General features: G+C 59.1%; 15 protein-coding genes and 1 riboswitch. Of the genes, 12 read left to right on the top strand and 3 right to left on the bottom strand.

Annotated features, from left to right (window positions below):
• The first annotated feature begins 13 nt into the window (after positions 1-13).
• The 3 genes from L0U79_RS12270 to L0U79_RS12260 all read left to right on the top strand — a co-directional run bounded on the left by L0U79_RS12270 (position 14) and on the right by L0U79_RS12260 (position 2,809).
• The gene (locus L0U79_RS12270) at positions 14-910 is read left to right on the top strand and encodes a flavin reductase family protein (RefSeq protein ID WP_233842559.1); all 897 of its coding nucleotides are present in this window, start codon (positions 14-16) and stop codon (positions 908-910) included.
• Positions 911-1,410: 500 nt separating this feature from the next.
• The gene (locus tag L0U79_RS12265) at positions 1,411-1,716 is read left to right on the top strand and encodes a hypothetical protein (RefSeq protein ID WP_233842558.1); all 306 of its coding nucleotides are present in this window, start codon (positions 1,411-1,413) and stop codon (positions 1,714-1,716) included.
• A gap of 169 nt (positions 1,717-1,885) precedes the next feature.
• Positions 1,886-2,809 (top strand): GNAT family N-acetyltransferase, encoded by a 924-nt coding sequence (locus L0U79_RS12260; protein ID WP_233842557.1) that lies wholly within the window; start codon positions 1,886-1,888, stop codon positions 2,807-2,809.
• 6 nt (positions 2,810-2,815) lie between these two features.
• On the opposite strand, the gene L0U79_RS12255 is transcribed toward L0U79_RS12260, so the two are convergent.
• Entirely contained in the window at positions 2,816-3,415 is a 600-nt protein-coding gene (locus L0U79_RS12255) for a DNA-3-methyladenine glycosylase (RefSeq protein WP_233842556.1), read from the bottom strand.
• A 73-nt stretch (positions 3,416-3,488) separates the two neighbouring features.
• Positions 3,489-3,607, top strand: a riboswitch (TPP riboswitch).
• Between the two features lie 54 nt (positions 3,608-3,661).
• On the opposite strand from L0U79_RS12255, the gene thiM reads away from it, so the two are divergent.
• Together thiM and thiE are read left to right on the top strand one after the other, a co-directional pair.
• Entirely contained in the window at positions 3,662-4,471 is an 810-nt protein-coding gene (gene thiM, locus L0U79_RS12250) for a hydroxyethylthiazole kinase (protein ID WP_233842555.1), read from the top strand.
• A complete protein-coding gene (thiE, locus tag L0U79_RS12245) occupies positions 4,468-5,112 on the top strand; it encodes a thiamine phosphate synthase (RefSeq protein WP_233842554.1) in 645 nt (214 codons plus the stop codon). The genes thiM and thiE overlap by 4 nt, the downstream gene beginning before the upstream one ends.
• A gap of 185 nt (positions 5,113-5,297) precedes the next feature.
• On the opposite strand, the gene L0U79_RS12240 is transcribed toward thiE, so the two are convergent.
• Positions 5,298-6,158, bottom strand: coding sequence for an alpha/beta hydrolase (locus tag L0U79_RS12240; RefSeq protein ID WP_233842553.1), 861 nt, complete (start codon positions 6,156-6,158; stop codon positions 5,298-5,300).
• A gap of 73 nt (positions 6,159-6,231) precedes the next feature.
• The gene (locus L0U79_RS12235; RefSeq protein WP_233842552.1) at positions 6,232-8,565 is read right to left on the bottom strand and encodes a mechanosensitive ion channel domain-containing protein; all 2,334 of its coding nucleotides are present in this window, start codon (positions 8,563-8,565) and stop codon (positions 6,232-6,234) included.
• Between the two features lie 565 nt (positions 8,566-9,130).
• Here L0U79_RS12235 and glgA point away from each other — a divergent pair.
• Genes glgA through glgX form a run of 7 tightly spaced genes read left to right on the top strand, consistent with a single transcriptional unit; the run spans position 9,131 to position 21,683 of the window.
• Positions 9,131-10,552 (top strand): glycogen synthase GlgA, encoded by a 1,422-nt coding sequence (glgA, locus tag L0U79_RS12230; protein ID WP_233842551.1) that lies wholly within the window; start codon positions 9,131-9,133, stop codon positions 10,550-10,552.
• A 59-nt stretch (positions 10,553-10,611) separates the two neighbouring features.
• Positions 10,612-12,777 carry a 1,4-alpha-glucan branching protein GlgB gene (gene glgB, locus L0U79_RS12225; protein WP_233843898.1) on the top strand — a complete coding sequence of 722 codons (2,166 nt, stop codon included), beginning with the start codon at positions 10,612-10,614 and terminating at the stop codon, positions 12,775-12,777.
• On the top strand, positions 12,774-14,576 hold the full coding sequence (gene treZ, locus L0U79_RS12220; RefSeq protein ID WP_233842550.1) for a malto-oligosyltrehalose trehalohydrolase: 1,803 nt from the start codon (positions 12,774-12,776) through the stop codon (positions 14,574-14,576). The genes glgB and treZ overlap by 4 nt, the downstream gene beginning before the upstream one ends.
• Positions 14,557-16,578, top strand: coding sequence for a 4-alpha-glucanotransferase (gene malQ / locus L0U79_RS12215; RefSeq protein WP_233842549.1), 2,022 nt, complete (start codon positions 14,557-14,559; stop codon positions 16,576-16,578). The genes treZ and malQ overlap by 20 nt, the downstream gene beginning before the upstream one ends.
• Complete coding sequence (treY, locus tag L0U79_RS12210; protein ID WP_233842548.1) at positions 16,575-19,277, top strand: malto-oligosyltrehalose synthase; 2,703 nt, start codon at positions 16,575-16,577, stop codon at positions 19,275-19,277. Before malQ ends, treY begins: the two co-directional genes overlap by 4 nt.
• Positions 19,274-19,477 carry a DUF2934 domain-containing protein gene (locus L0U79_RS12205; protein ID WP_233842547.1) on the top strand — a complete coding sequence of 68 codons (204 nt, stop codon included), beginning with the start codon at positions 19,274-19,276 and terminating at the stop codon, positions 19,475-19,477. The genes treY and L0U79_RS12205 overlap by 4 nt, the downstream gene beginning before the upstream one ends.
• Before the next feature lie 22 nt (positions 19,478-19,499).
• Positions 19,500-21,683: a glycogen debranching protein GlgX gene (glgX, locus tag L0U79_RS12200; protein ID WP_255682797.1), complete on the top strand. Its 2,184-nt coding sequence runs from the start codon at positions 19,500-19,502 to the stop codon at positions 21,681-21,683.
• The last annotated feature ends 144 nt before the right edge of the window (positions 21,684-21,827 follow it).

The raw sequence follows: 21,827 nt of genomic DNA, 5'->3' as shown, positions 1-21,827 counted from the left end.
GATAAGACCGTTTGTGCGCCCTTTGCCGCAATGGTCGACGGTAGCTATCGCGCCGCCGTCGAACGCGGTGACGGCGACGCTGCACTGGCATGGTGATTCGGCCGATGTCACGAAGGACCACACCGTAGCGTCGTTGATGCCATTGGTCATCGCAACGAGCCTCGATGCCGGCAAACGCCCTTTGCTCGAATATCGCGATCGCGCCACGGGAAAACTTCTTGGCGCGCTGCACCTTGCGTATGCCGGATCGATCGCCATCGACACGCGCTCGCTCACCCTCTACCACGTCGCCGCCGGGGAACATCATTGTCTGGGTTGGCCACGACGTCCGTGGAACGCGTGGCTTCAAAACCGACAGATGCAGAAACACCGCGCACCGCATCACCTCGCCATGGAATCGGCTGCGGTGCAGCAACTCATGATCGCCTATCTGTGTCCGCGCCCGGTCATACTCGTTTCGGTGGACGTGCCGGGGCATCGAAATATCTTCCCCATGGATTTGATTGGCCCGCTGGAACGCAGCGGCTTTTTCTCGCTGGCGTTGCGAAGCACCAATATTTCCCAACCCGTAATGCGCGAAGCACGCAGGGTCGCTTTATCCAATATTCCTTCCGACATGAAGGATACGGTTTACAAGTTGGCCGAGCATCACAAGCTTCCCTTGAATGACTGGAAGTCGCTTCCGTTTCCGGTTTGCCCATCGCGCGAATTCGGCATCCCAACGGTTGCTTCGGCATTGCGGGTTCAAGAGCTGGATATCGTTCACAGCCAGGAAATCGGATCGCATATGTTCTTTCTTGGACGCATCGCTTCCGAGGAATCTCTCACGCAAGGCACGCAACTGCATCACACGCCCGGTTTCTACCAAGCGTATCGTCGTCGTGTAGATATGCCGTTTATGGAAATCTAGGCGCTGCGATTTTCATACGCATTGCAAAAGCATTTTCGGATACGTCGCGTAGGATTCACTGACACGCGAAATCCATTGCGCCCGACAGATCGGGCCCGCACCTTGTGCAAAAGTTCAACTGTCGGGCGTGCGCATCCGCCTCGATGAACACGACACGTCCGACATGATGTGAAGTAACGCGGATCGCCGGAGTTAGGCGCTCAGACGATCCGCTGGCCACCACCAACTTGGTTACGGAGTTAACGATGGTTACGCTCGATCATACGGCACCCGCACGATCCCGTGCTCCCGCAGCGGTGCTTTGCGTCAATTACTTCACCGCCACGCCTTCGGCGCGGCGTCGGGCCATAGTGGGTTTCCGACGAAATGGAAGCAGCTGATTCCTACAAGTCGGACAGGTCTTACCTGTAACCCTTCGCGTCGCGTGCAATGCGCGGCGCGATCCCAAGCGTGCGCGGCATATGCCCTGCGCCACCGCTCCCCTGCGCAAAGGATTCCCCATGAAAGAAAAAGCCGATGGCGCCTGGCTAACCCTCAGCGCCAGCTACTTCGCCGCTCCCGTCGTTAATCCGCTTCGCCTGCTCGACGACGCATACACGCTGATCGAAAACGCGCACGGCGTTGTGCAACTTGTGCGCGATGCATTGCGGCTTTCGCCTTACGTCGACGCTCGCGCCCTAACCCAGGCCTTGAGGGCCGTCGAAATACTTATGGAAATGAGCGCCGGATCGACCGAAGCGGCCCATGTGCGCTTTGTGGAAATTGGCGATGGCTGGGTTGCCGCCTATGAAACGATGGACAAATAGCTTCGTGGTCGAACGACCATACAGAATGCCGCCACCCCCGTCGGATCGGAACTCGCCAACCAAACCACACCACTGTAACGACTTCCGTGAGAGACTCATCCAGAACGGCAGTGGCGTATAAGATCGTGTAACGCGTCATCCGATCCATTCAAAGGCCGGTGAATCTCACTTGTTTTCCAATCTCGCATACGACCTTCGCTCGGCCAACACCAGCGCATTAAGCGAAGCGGATTACGCCCATTGCTATGACACGTGGGGCGGTAGCTTTATTGTCCATCCGGATGTCTTGAAATATTTCGAAAATGCGCATGGCATAAAAGTTCGCTATCGCGGCTACTTCGAAAATGGTCAATGCGTAGGCGCCGTTCCCACTTGGGGTGCATTTATTGCGGGCGATCACTCTGCGCTGAGCGCCCAACATCTTATCGACAAGGTCGATTTCGGGTATCCGGCGATCTATTTGCCGATCGACCCGCAGCATCGCTGCACCGTTCTCTACAAGGCGAAGTATTTGCTGAACCAGCAGCGCTCGCAAATCGCCGGGTCGCTTTTCGTCGGGGGCGCCACCAAGAGCATGGCTATTCTCAAGCGAATTCCAGAAGAGCTGCCTACCGGTAAGAAAGAGTATGAAATGAAGGTGCGAAGGTTTGAGCGCCAAGGCGGAATCGTTCGCGACGTTCAGGAGTTCAGCGACGACGACATTGCCGGCATCTACACGGAGCTATTTGCGCAACGCTGGCAACGAAAGCCGCTCGGATCCGACTCGCTCGCCGAAACGTTTTCCGCGCTAAAAAAGTTTCTCTTTGGAAAAGTGCTTTGGCTCGACGAGGCCCCCGTCGCCATTCAAATCAATTTTCGCGCCGACACGCGCAGCACCATCTGCATCGACTATATAAACGGCGGCGTGGACAAGACGCTCAAGCGGCTTAGCCCAGGGGCTTTGCTTTCCTATATCAATGGACGCAATGCTTGGGAAGAAAGCCGGCAAAGCGGCAAATTGTTGATCTATAGCTACGGCAAGTCTAATGCCGAATACAAAAATCAGTGGTGCAACCCTGTTCCGCGCGGATTGAGCGGATACTGGCTTCCTTAGAGGCTCCTATTTCTTCGAAACGTAAGGACTATCCGGCACATACCAACGCCACGGATAGTCCGCCGCCTTGGTGAGTCCGATGCGCGTCGTTTGTACAAGCTGCGATGGCGGCGGCGTTCCATCATCCACCACCGCGTAGTCGTCGCCCGCGATCAGATCGATGCCGTTTTGCAACTTGGTCATGCTCATCGCTTGCGTGAGGCACGCGGGCCCGTTGCACAGTTGCCGATCGTTTTTCGCCAACGGACGCGCTGCGTACATCAAATCCAGGCCGGCGATGGGCTGCAAAGCGCGAATAAGCACGGCGTTGCCCTCGCCTTTCGGGCCGCACACCACGTTTCCGCACCAGTGCATGCCATAGGTAAAGTAGACATACATATGTCCCGGCGGCCCGAACATCACCTCCGTGCGCGGCGTTTTGCCTCGAAACGAATGCGCCGCCGGATCGTCGGCGCCGCGATAGGCCTCCACTTCCACAATCCGCCCAGCTCGCCCGTCCCGGCATATCAGCACCTTATTGAGCAGTTCCGGCGCAACGACGAGCGGGTCGCGGTTGCAGAACGCACGGGTAATCGGGCGGGATTTTTGCGTCTTGGTGGCTGCCATACCAAGAATGGTAAGGCATGCCGCTTCCGCTGGCCCAACGGATTTGACAATACGTACACGGTCGGCGACCCTGTTTATTCACCAGGGGTGCCCTGCCAAGGGGCTGAGATTCTGTTGGCGAGTACGCAGCGCAGTGACCCGTTGAACCTGATCCAGTTCGTGCTGGCGTAGGGATGGTGCAAACACGGGCAACCGTGCGTTCATCGTTCGATGTCGGCTGTCCTGGGTTTCTTACGGAGCCCTATCATGACTGCAGCCACACGCCATTCCTATGGCGAACTTTTTGATCGAATGCGTCAAACCTCGCCGCTCGTGCAGTGCATTACCAACTACGTTGCAATGAACTTCGCCGCGAATGTCTTGCTCGCCGCAGGTGCGTCGCCCGCGATGGTGCACGCACCGGAGGAGGCCGGCGAATTCGCAAAGATCGCCGGCGCGCTCACGATCAATATCGGCACGCTTTCGCCGTACTGGCTGGATGGCATGCGCAAAGCGGCGAATGCTGCGAACGAGAGCGGCAAGCCGTGGGTGCTCGATCCAGTGGCGCATTTCGCGACATCGTTTCGTCGCGAGACGACCGAAGAATTGTTGACGCTGCGGCCGACCGTTATTCGCGGCAACGCCTCGGAAATCATGGCCCTGGTCGGCGCCGCCAGTGCCGGTCGCGGCGTGGACAGTAGCGACACGGTGGAGAGCGCGGAAGCGTCGGCCGCCATGCTGGCCGGACGAACGGGTGCAGTTGTCGCTGTAACGGGGGCAGCGGATTTCGTCACCGATGGACAGCGCGCCGCGCGTATCGAAGGCGGCTCGGAACTTATGCCCAAGATCACCGCCATGGGTTGCGCCCTCACCTGCCTCGTCGGCGCAGTGACGGCCGTGGCGCCGGAGGATCCGCTCACCGCGACGGTCAGCGCGCTAGCCGCATTTGCCGTGGCCGGAACGCAGGCCGCACAGCATGCAGAGGGCCCCGGTTCGTTCGCATGGCGATTTATCGATGCGCTTGCTGCGCTCAATGGAACGATGCTGCGCGCACAGGCTAAAGTCGCGTTCGTATGAAAAAACCGTTCGATCTCTCGCTTTATCTCGTGCTCGATCCCGATCTTTGCCGCGAACACTCCATGGTGGAAACCGCGTGTGCCGCCGTCGCCGGCGGCGCTACCGTCGTGCAAGTGCGCAACAAACAGGCCTCGACCGCGGAGCGGATTGCGCTAGCGCGTGAGGTCAAGGACGCCCTGCGCGGCACGTCGGCGCTCATCGTGATGAATGACGATATCGACGCCGCGGTTGAAGCCGGCGTCGATGCGCTGCATATCGGTCAGCGCGACGTCGCCCCCGCTTTGGCGCGTACGCGTATCGGCCCGGATATGATTCTCGGTCTGTCGGTGAATTCAGAGTTTGCGGCGCAGGCAGTTGACCCCGCCGTGGTCGACTACATCGGCGTTGGGCCCGTGTTCGCCACGCCCACCAAGCCCGACCATGAAAAGCCCATCGGATTCGATGGCTTGGCCCGTATCGTTACGCTATGTCCCGTTCCAGCTGTTGCTATTGGGGGGTTAAAAAAAGCGCATATTCGCCAAGTATTTGCCGCCGGCGCGCAAGGAATGGCGGTTGTCTCCGCCATTTGCGGAACGCCCGATCCGATGCAAGCCGCCGCCGATTTTTGGGCGAGCATGCAAGGCGTGCGTGCAGGCATGTGAAGTTGTCATCAAGGGCCATTGCTCATTGGAACACCTGACATCTACGCCCTGATATGAGATAAAACGTCGGCCGGGAAGTCAGGCGCCGAGGAGGGGCCCCTCCTCAACATGGATGACCGATGCCCGACCGGGCCGCCGCCAAGGCGGCCCGTTTTATTTGGGCATATCGAACGTATCGCCCGACCTTAAAACACCGGCGGCGGCAATGTATGCGTCGGCGGCGAACGCACCAAGCCCAACAAATCATCGCTCAGCGCGGATGCGTGCGTGGCGAACAAGCCATGCGGGGCGCCTTCATACGGCCGGAAAATACTTCCCGGCAAAAGGTCCGCCGTGCGGCGGCCGTTCGACGCCAGCGGCGCAATGCGATCTTCGGTGCCATGGATCACCAGCGACGGCAAGTTGATGGCCGCCGCCATATCGCCGGTGAAATCCGTTTCGGCAAATGCACGCACGCACGACAGCATGGCGATACGCGACGCGGGATCGGCAAGCGATGTCACCCAATCCGCCACCGCCAGAGGAACGTGCGCGCCCTCGAACAGCTGCTCGACGAACTGATCGACATATGCAAAGCGATCGGCGCGAATGCGCGTGCAAACATCTTCGAAACGGTTCTCGTCCGCGCCATCGGGATTGTCTTTGTTTTTGGCGATGGTCGGCGTAAGCGTGCTCACCAACGCGAAGCGCGTGACACGCTGACCGAGATGGCGACTCATATAACGCACCACCTCGCCCGCCCCCATCGAATAGCCGACCAAAGTGACGTCGTGCAAATCCAAGGCGTCGAGCACAGCTTTCAAGTCGTCGACGAAACGATTGAAGTTATAACCGTCGGCGGGTTTGGACGACTGCCCGAAACCGCGGCGGTCGTAGGTGATGACGCGACACCCGTTGCTCGCCAACATAAAGGCTTGCTCTTCCCACATCGCATGATCGAACGGCCATCCGTGCAACAGCACAACCGGCGGCCCGTACCCGATATCTTCGTAAAACAGCTCGATCGACCGACCCAGGCTATCCGTTTCGACCTGCAACATGCTCATGGGATTCTCCTAAACTCCTGCAAATTAACGTCGTCGTCATGAAGGTGACGTCACCAACACCCTGCGACAAAACTCATTTCGCAGAAGATTTCGCCGGTGGATTGGTATTGGATTGCGTAAACAAATAACTGGTGCGGGGGTTGGCAAGCTCGATGCCGACGTCGCGGAAACGTTGCTCGATGCGTCGATTGAACTCGCGTTGCACGCCCCAGCGACCTTTATCGGTGCACTGCATTTGGCCTGCGATGGTGATCTTCGAACCGTCCACGGCATCCACGCCCCAAATTTCCAGATCCTTGAGTATCAGCTTTTGGAATGCTGTATCGCTGCGCATCTCCTTGCCGATGGCAGTGAGTTCGTCGATCGCACGCTCCACGTCTTCACCATAGGCAATGCTCACGCTCATGGCCGCGTTGCCTACGCCGCGATTGACGTTGTTGACCGTTGTCACGGAGCTAAACGGTATGGTGTAGAGCGAACCGTCCCCGCCGCGCAGCCGCACCGTGCGCACAGACAGATACTCCACCGTTCCGGAAACGCCCGCGACCGTCACCCAGTCGCCCACTTGCATGGCGTTTTCCATCATCAAGAAAATGCCGGTGATAAAGTCCTGCACCAGCTTTTGCGAACCGAATCCAAGCGCGACACCGATAATGCTCGCGCCCGCAAGCAGCGGCGTGGTGTTGATGCCGATCTCGTTCAGCGCGGTGAGTCCAACGATCAACACTACGGCGATCAACAGGCACGTACGCATCATGGGCAACAACGTGCGCAGTCGCGCCGCACGCATCAGATCGCCACGCTCGGTCCATTGGTAAATTCGCCGCTCGATACTGAAACTAGCCGCCTCCCATACTGAGATGGCGATAACAGTTGCTACCAGTATCGTGAGCGCAGCAGACGTTAGGCTTCGACCCACGGCGCCATGTGCGAACCAACCGACGGCATCCAGCCCCCACGCCTGAAGCAAGGCGACGATGGTGAGGATGGTGATAAAGAACGATACGAGCCCATGAATAATGGGGTAGTACCGCTGGACGAGACGACCGCGTGCATCGCTGACCTCATCCATTTGAACGACATTTTGCGTGTGGAACAATCTGCCGAGCGCACCTTGCGCAAGGATGGCGGCAAGACGCGCGGCAATCAGAACGGCCGCCGAAACGCCAAGAAAGTGGATGAGCTTCGAGAAACCATCTTCCACGCCTAGCGCCCAGATCACCCAGGCGCCGACCACAAACGCAATGGCGAAAACCGCCCAGGTTTTAGCCAGCCAATTGCGGGACGCCGCGACAATGCCGTGCGCGTCGGGCGCTGCGGAAATCGCGCGCGCAAGCGGATATCGAAGCTTGAGAATCAGCGCGACGGCGGCGGCGTGCACAAACAACGAAACAAGCTTGATAAACGCGAGACGCCCCGCTTCGCCACCGCCAAATGTATCGATGGCGTCGCCCGCCGCCATGCCGAATGCCGCCAGAATCACCATGCAGCGCATCCATGTCAGCGTGGCTTTCGTGGTTCGTTCGGAAGCGCGCAAAACGCATAAGCCCTGCCCCTCCGGCGAAACAAACAGCCGCACGATCGCCATGATGATGCGCGTGCTTACATAAGCATCGATAAAGCTTCCTACAACCGTGCTTACCCGATCGTCATCGCCGCCCAATCCACGCAGCACCAGTCCCGACGCCACGATAAACAGGCACAACGGGATCAGATTCAACAGCATCGCGCCGAAGGCAAACAACAAGTGATGCAGCGTGTTGGCATGTCGGGCGGGTCGTGCGTGAGGGTCACCTTCCGTCGGCGTTTCGGATGAAAGCGCGTCGTTGCTCGCACTTTCAGGCTGCGCTCCGCTCGCCGAGTTTTGCGCCCCCACGCGTACAGGCTCGACGCGATCTACGCCCTGCTCGTTGACGTGAACCAACGCGACGTCGCCGCTGGCAGGTCGCACGCCTGCATCGGTTTTCGTCTGCGCCACCGTGCTCTTCTTCGCCTTCTGTGCGAGATGCGCTTTTGATCTCAATAAGGTTCGCATCGTGCCAGCACGCGTGCGATCGCGCTGCTCGACCGCGTTGGCTTTCGCGATCAATGCCTGCAACGGACGCTTCAATGCCAGATGGCATAGCCACTCCAACAGAAGGCAGGTGATAAACACACCAAGCAAAGCCGTGCCCACTTGCAGCAACAGTTGTCGATCCGTGTCGTTGGCGATATGCCCGCCGGACTTCACCAGCAAGTCGAATATAGCGATAAACGAATGGCGCGCCTGATCGAGTTGATGCCCCAGGTCACCGGCCCATACGCCGATCTGATGCAGGCTGCGTTCGATCAAGCCGTTGGCGCGCAACGTTGGCGCTACGGGCGCTGCGGTCGGCTTGGCGGGCAATGCAGGAGGCGCGGCTGACATCGCTGCACGAACGGGTGACATCGCCGCAATGGACGCGCCCAGGAGAAGATTGCTGAGAATGTTCTGGGTGGCTTTCCTGCATTTCTTTCGAACGATAACGCGCGCTCTGGTCACTTTAATGTGTCATGTCGCCGCCTTTCGCACGCGCTCAACGCGCTTGCCGACCCGCGGAGATCGGCGGCAACACTTACCTTGGAAACAATACCGGGAACCGTGCGCCGTCCGCCGTAAACATTACGTGCACAGACAGTTTCCGCGACATTCAATTCGTACATCAAGGTGGAATTTGCGCGTGCGCGTTCGCATCGATCCATCTCGCTATTTTCACTTTGCTACACCGTTAGCTGTACGCGAGCTTGATGCTTGGAGCTCTAACCTCAACCACAACAACTGCTATGAATTGGCGACTTCTCGCCATGCAGGGACTGTTGAGACCGCTCGGATGACTTCCGCAAAAATTGCACATAGAGCTTATACGTCGCATGCCCCACTGAAACACGGACCCACGTCCGAACGACGCGGGCGTAAAGCCGAACCTCCACTACCTGCGCCGCGTATCGAGCACGTGGAAAAAGTGTTATTCGTCACCACCGAAATGGCGGACTTCGTAAAAGCCGGCGGCTTGGGCGACGTTTCCGCCGCGCTGCCGCGCGCGTTGGCCAAGTACGACGATATTCGCGTTTTGATTCCCGGCTATCCGAACGTGATCAATTCTGGCAGGCCGATGCGCATGATTGGCAGGACCCGCAGCTATCACAAACTGCCGGCGTGCAATATCGCGGAAATGGAAACCGACGACGGTTTGAAAGTGCTCGTGCTTTGCAATGCCGATCTGTACGAGCGCGAAGGCTCCCCGTATACCGATGCGAACGGTCACGGTTGGCCCGACAACGACGTTCGATTCGCCACCCTTTCCCGCGCCGCGGCGGATATCGCCCTGCAGCGTGCGCAAATTCAATGGCATCCCGATTTATTGCACTTGAATGACTGGCCGTGCGCGTTGGCCGCGCTCTATCTCGACGGCGAAAGCGACGCCTTTCCCACCGTATTGACCATCCACAACCTGGCCTACCAGGGCGTATTTCCGGCGCCAACGGCGCGCTATGTCGGCGTGCCGGCCGATCATGTCGCGAAAGAACGCCCGGAGCGTGTCTCGTTTCTGCATGAAGGCATCAGCGCCGCGACGTATCTCACGACCGTCAGCGAGTGCTACGCCAAGCAGATCACGGAGCCGACCTACGGCTGCGGACTGGAGGCGATCTTGCGCAAGCGCTCGCAAGAGGGACGCTTGATCGGCATCGTCAATGGCGTCGATCCAAGTTGGAACCCACGCAGCGATCCTGCCTTGGTCAAACCCTTCTCCATCGGCCACTGGGACGACCGCGACGAAAACACCCGGCGGCTTCGCGATGAATTCGGCTTGCACCAACAACAAGGCCCGCTGTTTGCAGTGGTTTCGCGCATGGTTCAGCAAAAAGGCGTGGACCTGATTTGCGAAGCGGCGCCGCAGATCATCGCCGCAGGCGGACAGCTGGTATTGATCGGGCGCGGCGATCCGTCGATCGAGCGCACGATCAAGCGTCTGTCGCGTCGGTTTCACGGTCGCGTCGCGGCGCATATCGGTTTTGAGGAGGGACTTGCGCGCCGCATGTTCGCCGGTTCGGATTTTCTGCTGATGCCGTCGCGTTACGAGCCGTGTGGCCTAAGCCAGATGTACGCCCAGGCGTACGGCTGCCTGCCGATCGCCCACGCCACCGGCGGTTTGATGGACACCATCGAAGACGGCATCACCGGTTTGCTGTTCCGAGATGCGACGGTTGGCGACTTGCGGCGCTGCCTGCAACGCGCGTTCCGTGTGTTCGCGGAGCCGATGTTGCTCAACGCCATGCGCGGTGCAGCGATGTTAGAGAAACGCGGTTGGGACGGCCCAGGCCGAAAATACGCGGCGCTCTATCACCGCATGCTGCCGCAGAAGGTCGCCGCGTGAGAAGCGAAACAGGCACGAACGTGGTGCCAAAGCGACACAAGGAATGCATACCCCCGGATATTGTTCGCGCGTTGAGTCTTGGCACTTGCGGTGAGCCGTTCGATTGGCTTGGGGCCCATCCATTTGGCGATGGTTGGTACGTCGCCGCCGTTGCGCATGGCGCCGAGGGTGTCGACGTCATCTTGGAACCCGAAGGCGACGCACGGCCGGCGCGGGCTTTGGCCGACGGCGTCTTTGCGGCGGAATTTTCGCATCGACCGAACGAGTATCGCCTGCGAATCCGACGGCCTGCCGGCGATACCGTAATTTACGACCCCTACTCGTTCGATGCATTGCTGCCTGAGACCACGTTGCAAGCCTTCCATGGAGGCCAGCTGCATCATCCTGGCGATTTGTTCGGCGCGCATCTGACGCACCTCGATGGCGTCGAAGGCGTGCATTTTTCGGTATGGGCGCCGAACGCGCGTCGCGTTTCGGTGGTTGGCGATTTCAATCAATGGGACGGGCGCCGTCATGTCATGCGTCGACACGTTCGCGAAGGCGTGTGGGAGATTTTTATCCCCGGCCTGAAAGCGGGCGCCGTGTATAAATACGAGCTACTGGACAGCAACGCGCACTTGCTGCCGTTGAAAGCCGACCCGTTCGCGCGCCGCACCGAACTTCCGCCGGCCACCGCGTCCATGGTGGCGGCGCAGCTCAAGATAAATTGGCACGACGCTTCGTGGATCGCACATCGCGAATCGGTCGACCATCAACGCATTCCCATTTCGATCTACGAAGTGCACGTCAGCTCGTGGCAATGGGACGAGCATGGACGGCCGCTCAACTGGGATGCACTTGCTACGCGATTGATCCCATACGTGCAGGCGCACGGCTTTACGCATATCGAATTGATGCCGATCAGCGAATACCCGTTCGGCGGATCATGGGGCTATCAACCGATTGCGATGTATGCACCCACCGCACGCATGGGACGACCGGAAGCGTTCGCGCGATTTGTCGATTCCTGTCACGTGGCGGGCATCGGCGTGATTATCGATTGGGTCAGCGCGCACTTCCCTTCCGATGAACACGGCTTACGCGACTTCGACGGCACCAAGCTTTACGAACACAGCGATCCGCGCGAAGGCGTGCATCAGGATTGGGACACGCTGATCTACAACTACGGGCGGCACGAGGTCCAACAGTATTTGCTCGGCAGCGCCGCGTATTGGGTGCGTCATTTCCATATCGACGGACTACGCGTCGACGCTGTTGCAAGCATGCTCTATCGCGATTACAGCCGCACCCACGATCAATGGATACCTAATAAACACGGTGGGCGCGAGAACCTGGAAGCCATCGCGTTCCTGCAGGCGCTCAACGACATGATCGCGCGCGAACAACCTGGCGTACTGGTGATGGCGGAAGAATCCACCGCATGGCCCGGTGTTACCGGCGGCGTCGCCGACGGCGGACTGGGCTTCAGCTACAAGTGGAATATGGGCTGGATGCACGACAGCCTGAACTATATGAGCCGCGATCCGCTTTATCGCCGCTATCACCATAACGACCTTACGTTCAGTATGGTCTATGCATATACCGAGAAATTCATCCTGCCGCTTTCGCACGACGAAGTCGTGCATGGCAAAGGATCGCTGATTTCGCGCATGCCTGGCGATCGTTGGCGCAAATTCGCCAATTTGCGCGCCTACTTTGGTTTTATGTGGACGCATCCCGGTAAAAAGCTGCTGTTTATGGGTGGCGAGTTTGCGCAGCAGCGCGAATGGCACCACGACCGCCCGCTGGATTGGCATCTGCTCAAAGATCCGATGCATGACGGCGTGCAGAAACTCGTCGGCGATCTCAACAGCTTGCTGGTGCACGAGCCTGCCCTGCATCGCTGCGATCACGATCCGGAAGGCTTCGAGTGGGTCGTCGGCGACGATGCGCACAGCTCGGTTTACGCTTACCTTCGCCATGGCGGCGAAGGCGTTCCGCCAATACTGGTCGTGTGCAATTTTACGCCGCGCGTGCGTCACCACTATCGCATCGGCGTTCCCGAGCAGGGTATCTGGCACGAAATTTGTAATACGGATAGCGCGCACTACGGCGGGTCGAATCTCGGCAATCATGGTCAGTTGCATACCGACAACATCGAATGCCGGGGACATCCGCATTCGTTGAACCTGCTGGTGCCGCCGCTGGCTACGCTGGTTTTTCGCGCCGAAAGGAGCGAGGCGTGAATGACCTGCACACTGAAGCCACCACGTCGTCTTACGCATGCGTCTACGGGGCGCAGATGCTTGAGGACGGGTCGACACGTTTTCGCATCTTGGCGCCACGCGCCAACCATGTCGCGCTGATCATCGGCGAACGCACGCTTCCGATGGAACGGGACGGCGACGGCAACTACACGCTGATCGCCAACGCAAAACCCGGTGCGCGCTATACGTATCGCATCGACGACCGCCTGGTTCCCGACCCAGCGTCACGCGCGCAGCCCGATGGCGTGCTTGGCGCGAGCATGGTTGTCGACGCGGAGGCGCACGACTGGCTATCCAACGATTGGCGCGGCGCCCCGTGGCGTACCGCCATCATCTGCGAAGTACACGTGGGCCTTATGGGAGGATTCGCCGCCCTGCGCAAGGCCCTTCCGCGTCTGGCGGCAGCCGGTTACACCGTCATCGAATTGATGCCGATCGCGTCATTTCAGGGTGCGCGCAATTGGGGTTACGACGGCGTACTCCCCTACGCGCCGGATGCATCGTATGGCGACATCACTTCGCTCAAATCGATGATCGACGAAGCGCACCGGCTTGGTCTCGCCGTGATTCTGGACGTGGTCTACAACCATTTCGGGCCCGTCGGAAACGAACTACCCCGCTACGCGCCGGAATTCTTTCGCACCGACATTTCCACGCCCTGGGGCGCCGCCATCGATTTTCGGCGTGCGCAGGTAGCGCAATACTTTATCGACAACGCCCTGATGTGGCTCAACGAATACCGTTTCGACGGGTTGCGCCTGGATGCCGTGCACGCCATTCAACCGGCGTCGTTTTTGAAAGAACTCGGCGATGCGATACGCAACGCGTGCCGACCATCCGGCCGCTATGTTTGGCTTATTCTGGAAAACGAACACAATACCGCTAGCTTGCTGCGCGACGACTACGACGCGCAATGGAACGACGACGGCCACAATGTGCTACATGTCGCGTTGACCGGCGAACACGAAGGCTACTACGCCGATTTCGCCAAGCACACGACCGAACAACTCGCGACGTTTTTAGCGGACGGTTTTATCTTCCAAGGACAACAAGACCGTCGTGGCACACATCGCGGCGAACCCAGTGGCGATCTCAGCCCCACTTCGTTTGTTCTGTTTCTTCAAAATCACGATCAAATTGGCAATCGCCCATTTGGCGAGCGACTGATTCAATTGACGGATGAAGCCAATCTGCGCGCCGCGATGGTTATCGTGGCGCTGAGCCCGATGATCCCGCTCTTTTTTATGGGCGAAGAATGGGGTTGTCGCACGCCGTTCTATTTCTTTACCGATTACGAGGGTGCGCTCGCCGATGCCGTGCGCGAGGGTCGACGCGCGGAATTTGCGCACTTCTCGGGTTTTACCGATCCCGTTCGGCGCAAAAAGATTCCCGACCCCAACGCGCTCGACACGTACACACGATCCATTCCTCACGCTGACGACGATGAACGTACGCGCGAGTGGAGTCGTTGGTTTAGCGACTTGTTGCAATGTCGTAAACAGCTCCTCGTTCATCGCCTGGAAGGCACGCGATCACTGGGTTGCGAAGTGCTCGACGACAAAGCCGTCTACGCGCGCTGGCGTTTAAAAGATCAACACGACTGGGAGATTGCTTTAAATCTATCCGATCGAGACGTTCCGCTCCCTCGCGATCCGGCTACCAAGGTAGTCTGGATCGAATCGCAAGACGCCATGGATGCGCTCGATCGCGGCGTACTGCAGGCGCGTACCGCTATCGTGTTGGTCAGGGAGGTGACAGGTGACCGACTCCTCGCTTGAACATTTGGCGCGCGCCGCGGGCATCTCGACGCAATGGACGGATGCTTTCGGGGAGACGCATGCCCTGTCCGATAACGCGCTGCATGGGCTGCTCGAAGCCATGCATTTAGCTTCGCACGATCTCGCGAGTCGTCAATTGAGTCTTTTGCGAATCGAAGAACGCAATAACGTCATACCTGCGCTCATTACGGTGGATGTTGGCGATTTGTTCGCGGTACCGCCCATCGGGTCAAGGCCGAGCTTTGTCGTTCTCTACAACGAAAGCGGCGAAGCGCAAACTTTGCAAGTCGACGATCAAAACCGATGCCAGGCGCCTATCCAATACGGCTATTACAAGCTTGCGCTCGGCGTGCATCATTTGACGCTTGCCGTCGCGCCGAAACGATGCTTTGGCGTCGGCAATCGTTTGCGCCATGGAAAAAGCCGAGCGTGGGGACTGGGCGCACAAGTCTATTCGCTCCCGCATCGTCAAGACGGCGGCCTTGGCGATAGTCGTTCCGTCGCCACGCTGGCGCGCGCCATCGGCAAAGCCGGTGGCGATGCCTTGGCGCTCAGCCCGCTGCACGCCATGAGCCCAGGCTGGCGCCACTACAGCCCGTATTCGCCATCGCATCGCTGCTTTCTCAATTGGATGCATGCGGACGCCGCGCAGATTTTCGGCGATACGGCGCTGCGCCACGCCATCACGCAAGCAGGTGTCGAATCGGCGTGGACACATGCGCATGAAGGAAGGCTGGTCGATTGGTCGATTGCCTACGCGTTGCGGCGTAACGTTTTGCGTCATATGCATGCGCATGCCTTGCACGCCGATCCGTCGTTTCGCGACGACCTGGAACACTTCTCGGTCGAGGGCGGCGATGCCTTGCACCGGCACGCATGCATCGCCGCGCGACAGTCGCATGCGGTGCTGCACGCCGAGTCCACGTCGTGGCATCGATGGCGCGACGATTGGCAGCGCGAGCCGGCTGCCCAGCGCTTCGCAGACGATCATCGCGGCGACATCGACTTTGAGGTTTTCCTGCAATGGCTCAGTGCACGTTGCTGGGAAAAGACCTGTGACGAGGCGCACGAAGCGGGACAGCAGATCGGTTTGATCTGGGATCTTGCTGTGGGATTCGAACCGGGCGGCAGCGAAGCATGGGCGCATCGCGGTTGCGTGCTGGACGGTCTTGAACTCGGCGCTCCGCCGGATGCGTTCAACCCTGCAGGGCAGCGCTGGGGCATTACCTCGTACTCGCCTTGGGGACTGAGACGCAGCGGCTTTCAGCCGTTTATCGATCTGTTGCGCGCCAACATGGCCCGAGGCGGCGGGCTTCGCATCGACCATATCATTGGCTTTCGCCATCTTTGGGTGCTGCCGCAAGGCGGCCCTTCGACCGAAGGTGGTTATATCCAGCTTCCGCTGGATGATCTATTGCGTCTGACCGCGCTGGAATCGTGGCGCCACCGCTGCATCGTGATCGGCGAAGATCTCGGCACCGTGCCGGCGGGACTGCGCGATAAGCTCGCCGTACGTGGCGTGCTCGGCATCGACGTGCTGCTTTTTACGCGTGACGAAAACGGCGACTTTTTGCCGCCAAGTCAATGGCGCCCCAACACGATAGCGACGACGACCACGCACGATATGCCGCCGCTTGCCGGATGGCGGCAAGGCATCGATATCGAACAGCTTTCACGTATGCACGCGTTACGCGACGGCGAGCTCGAACGGCGCATGCAAGAACGCCAAGCAGATGTTGCACGACTGGACGACGCCATGGCGGCGCCGGAGTCGGGTCACTACGATGCGAAATCCCATATCGATTTCGTTGCGCGGAGCCGCTCCCCGCTGGTGTTGATTCCCGTCGAAGACATGCTCGGACGCGTGGAGCAACCCAATGTCCCTGGCACGGTGGAAACCTATCCGAACTGGCAACATCGTCTTCCCTTGGATGCGGTTTCACGGCTCGAACCGGTGATGCAATCGCTCGACCGCGCACTGAATGAAGCTGCGCCCGCATGACCGCGTTACGCGCCACGGTTCGATTGCAGCTCAACCGCGACTTCGATTTTTCAGCGGCCGCGGAGCGCGTACCGTATTTCGCGGCGCTTGGGCTGAGCCATGTTTATCTTTCCCCCATCGCCATGGCGCGACCGGGTTCGACGCACGGCTACGACGTCATCAATCCCGCCATTGTCAATCCGGAACTCGGCGGCGAAAGCGGATTGGTCGAGTTCGTTCGCGTTCTGCATCAGCACAACATGGGCGCGATCATCGACATCGTCCCCAATCACATGGCGGCCGATGTCGCCAATCCGTGGTGGGCCGATGTGCTCGCCTTGGGACGGGCGAGTCGTTATGCGCATTATTTCGACATCGACTGGAGTGCGCCGGATACCGAAGGCAAGTTGTGGCTGCCTATTTTAGCCGCGCCGCTCGAGCAGGCGCTCGCGCACGATGAGCTGACACTGGAGCGCCATATCGGCGGAACGACGCTCGCACTGAGCGTGGCGGGCACGAAATTTCCCGTGTCCGAGCAGAGCTTGCGCTTTCTGTTCGACATGGCCGGTTTCGAGCTTCCGCGTTTCAAAACGTCGACGCAGGCCATCGATGCTGTGCGTCGTGTCACGCAGGACAACGCCCGTTGCGCAGCGATCGATCAAGCCATCGAGCGGTTGTACGCCGATGAAGGGCAAATGCGCCATTTTCTCGATCTCCAGCATTATCGACTGGCCTGGTGGCGCAGCGGCAATCAGGTGATCAACTATCGCCGTTTCTTCGACATCGATTCGCTCGCGGCGCTCGCCATGGATCGCGAAGAGGTGTTCGAGGCCGTGCACGCCCTGCCCCTTCGTCTGATCAAAGACGGCTTGATCGATGGTCTTCGCGTCGACCATGTCGACGGTTTGACACAACCGCGCGAATACTTGAGAAAACTTCGTCATCGCGTCAATCGGGTGTTGCATCCCGATCCCTGCCGATCCAGCAGGCAGGTAACGCTGCACATCGAAAAAATTTTGGCGGACGACGAAAAGCTGCGCGCCGACTGGCCGGTGGAAGGGACCACGGGCTACGACTTTATGAATCAAGTCGGCGCCCTGCAGCATGACCCCGGTGGTGAAGCGCCGCTGGCGCACGCGTGGTCGACGGTCACCGGCCGATACGTACATTTCGAGGACGAAGCGCGTGAAGCGCGTCGAACCATCCTGGCCACCAGCCTCGCCGCGGATCTTGGCCGCTGCACGCGTGCATTTCAGCGGTACGCCACCGATACGCCCGAAGGTGGCGACCTCACTCCCTTGGCGCTGCAGCGTACGTTGGCCGAAGTGCTGGAACATATGTCGGTGTATCGCACGTACTCCAGCGCCGGCCTGATCAAGAGCGACGATCGCCGCATTCTGGAACAGGCGTTCGAAGGCGCCGCGAAAGATGGCGATCCCGATCTGGCCGAACAACGCACCTACCTGCATCAATACCTGCTGGAAACCAAGCCGCGATGGCTCGATTCCTTGTCGCAACGCCGGCACTTGCAGACGGCGCGACGCCTGTTCGAGCAGTTGTCGACCAGCTTGAACGCCAAGGCGATCGAGGACACGGCTTTTTACCGTTACGGTGTTTTGCTTTCTCGCAACGAGGTGGGCAGCGATCCGCGCGTCTTCTCGCTCGACGCGAAGCGCTTTCACGAGCAGATGCAAAAGCGTGCTGCGATCTGTCCGCGCTCCTTGCTCGCCACGGCGACACACGATCACAAGCGCGGCGAAGACACCCGCGCGCGCATGGCGATCATCAGCGAGCGTGCACAGTGGTTTGTCGACAACGCCAAGCAATGGCTCGCGGATCTGCACAATTCGAATCGCCCCTCGCGTGGCACGCAGTGGATACTGTTGCAAACGATCCTTGCGGCATGGCCTCTCGGCATGGCGCACGACGACAAGGAGGCTTTGAGCACCTTCGCCGCTCGCATCCAGCAGTGGCTGATTAAAGCCGAGCGTGAGGCGAAACTGCACACGCGCTGGACGACGCCCAACCGCATCTATGAAGAAGCGTGCAAAACCGTCGTTCATGACATTCTCGTTTCTCCGCATTATGAAGCGTTACGAGAATACATTTGTCGTGCGGCACAGAGTCTCGATGCGCCAGGTGCGTTGAATGGCCTGGTCGCGACCACGCTGCGACTTACCGTGCCAGGCGTTCCCGATCTCTATCAGGGCGCCGATTATTGGGATCAATCGCTGGTCGATCCCGACAATCGTCGGCCCGTCGACTACGCGCTGCGTCAAACCACAATTCAAAGCGACGAGCCGGCAACGGATCTGCTCGCCAATTATCGGAACGGCGTCTTGAAGCAGCACATCATCCGGCGTCTTCTAAACGTTAGAAAACGTCATCCAGAACTCTTTATCGACGCCGCTTACGAGCCGCTCGATGTCATCGGTCCGCGCAAGGATCACCTGGTCGTCTTTTTGCGCCGGCGCGGCAAGCAACAAATGTTGGTCGCGGTACCGCGCCTGTGTGCGCAGGAGCTGGATGGCGATCGTCCGATCGTGCGAAAGGATTTTTGGGGCAGCACCGCCATTGCGTATTCCGATCGTGACGGTGCGTGCACCCTCGTTGATTTATTTACTCGTGTAACGCACCGCAGCGGCGCGGGGAGTCTGCCTGTGCAAGCGCTGCTGTCTCATTGGCCTGTGGCCGTGTTGGTTTCCGAGCCCGATTTATGAAATCAAAACACACCAGCGCCGAACGGCAGGCGCGCATTCGCGACATCGCGCACAGCATCTGGGAGTCGGAAGGACGCCCTGTCGGCCAGTCGCTTCGGCATTGGTACATGGCCGAGAGGCTGGTGCTCGCCGAAGAACAGCATGCCGCTCACGCACCGCCCGAAAAGAAGGATGCAAAGCCCGGCAAAAAGAAACGTTGAATATGTCACCAGGATTTAAAAGATGAATGTTTTAGCCAAACCGTCCCGCCTGCATCGCGGTCCGGAGACGACCTCTCACAGTCTGAGCCTGCGCGAAGGACTGCCCCTTCCGCTCGGCGCGACCTGGGACGGGCTTGGCGTAAATTTCGCTCTGTTCTCCGCCAACGCGACGCGCGTGGAGTTGTGCCTGTTCGACGAAGCGGGCAAAGAAACCGAGCGCATCACGCTGCCCGAATACACCGACGAAGTTTGGCATGGCTATCTACCAGATGTGCGTCCGGGCCAGCTTTACGGCTATCGCGTACACGGCCCTTATAAACCGGAGGAAGGTCATCGATTCAATCCCAATAAGCTGCTGCTCGATCCGTACGCAAAACAGATCGTCGGCGAACTGACCTGGGACGATGCGCTATTCGGCTACACCATCGGGCATCCCGACGGCGACCTGAGTTTCGACGAACGCGACAGCGCACCGTTTATGCCCAAATCGCGTGTGATCGATCCGGCGTTTACTTGGGGCACACATTATTGGCGCGGTGTGCCATGGGATCAAACGGTCATCTACGAAACCCACGTGCGCGGTTACACCATGCTGCACCCGCAAGTGTCGGAACAGCTGCGCGGGACGTTTGCGGGACTTTCCGAACAACCGATCGTCGATTACATGCGTTCGCTCGGCGTGACATCGGTCGAGTTGATGCCCATTCACGCGTTTGTCGACGACAAACAGTTGTTGAACGTCGGCCTGCGCAATTATTGGGGCTACAACACCATCGGCTTTTTCGCACCGCATCCGCGCTATATGGCCACCGACACCGTCGCGGAATTCAAGGAAATGGTGGCGCATTTTCACGACGCGGGACTGGAGGTGATTCTCGACGTGGTTTACAACCACACCGCCGAAGGCAATCACCTTGGCCCGACGCTTTCGCTGCGCGGCATCGATAACGCCACGTATTACCGACTTGCGGACGACCGACGTCTTTATATCAACGATACCGGCACCGGAAATACCTTGAACCTCAGCCATTCGCGCGTGCTGCAAATGGTGATGGATTCCTTGCGTTACTGGGCGACAGAAATGCGTGTCGACGGTTTCCGCTTCGATCTGGCGACGATTCTCGGGCGTGAGGCGCACGGCTTCGATCCGAACGGCGGCTTTCTCCATGCGTGCCGGCAAGACCCGATCTTGGGCCACGCCAAACTGATCGCCGAGCCTTGGGATATTGGTCCAGGCGGTTATCAGGTCGGCAAATTCGCACCCGGCTGGGCCGAATGGAACGACCGCTACCGCGATGCGGTGCGGTCCTTCTGGCGAGGCGACGAAGGGCGGCTTCCGGAATTTGCGACGCGCCTTACCGGGTCGGCCGATCTTTTCGACCAGCGCGGGCGCAGACCAAATGCCTCGATCAATTTTGTGACGGCGCACGATGGCTTCACGCTGCACGATCTGGTCAGTTACAACACCAAGCACAATGAGGCCAATCGCGAAAACAACCGCGACGGCACCGATAACAATTTAAGTTGGAATTGCGGCGAAGAGGGTTTTACCGATAATCCGGAAATATTGATCCTTCGCAAACAGCAAATGCGCAACATGCTGGCCACGCTCATATTTTCGCAAGGAACGCCCATGCTTTTGGCGGGCGACGAATTCGCGCGCACGCAAGGCGGCAACAACAACGCCTATTGCCAGGACAACAACGTCACCTGGCTCGACTGGATCTCCTCCAGCGATCAGCGCGATCTCACCGATTTCGTGCGCCGACTCACCCGATTGCGCCGCGATTATCCCTTGCTGCGGCGCACGCGTTTCTTGCGCGGTCCCGTGGACAAGGAATCGGGCATTAAGGATGTTACTTGGCTCACGCATGACGGAAACGAATTCACGGAAGAGCAATGGCACGATCCGAACGAGCGCTGCCTAGCTATGCTTTTGGACGGTCGCGCCAAACCCACCGGCATCAAGCGTCCAGGTGTGGACAACACGCTGCTGCTGCTCATCAATGGTCAATTCCAGGATGTCGAGTTCGTGCTGCCTGACGCCGACGGCACGATGGAATGGCGACTGCTGGTTAACACTGCGAATCAACCACCGGCCGTGAAACGAAATCGGGCAATGCTCCGCGCGCGCTCGTTGGCGCTTTATCGAGCTAGGCCCCCGAAATCGAAGCTTCCGGCACCACGAGACGCCAAGTCGGGTTGACCAGTACACAAAACGTGAAATCGGCACTGACACGATATGTGCACTGCCTTGAGATGTCCGATGTCATAGTGCTGCCCCAATGCGTTAGGCAAGCCGTTCGTCAACGTTTTTTGGGGATTAATAAGAATGAGAAGACGCGCCCCA

The organism is Dyella sp. 2HG41-7 (assembly GCF_021390675.1).
Lineage (GTDB): Bacteria > Pseudomonadota > Gammaproteobacteria > Xanthomonadales > Rhodanobacteraceae > Dyella_B.
The sequence above is the reverse complement of the archived record's forward strand: the minus strand, read 5'-3'. Positions and strand labels throughout refer to the sequence as shown.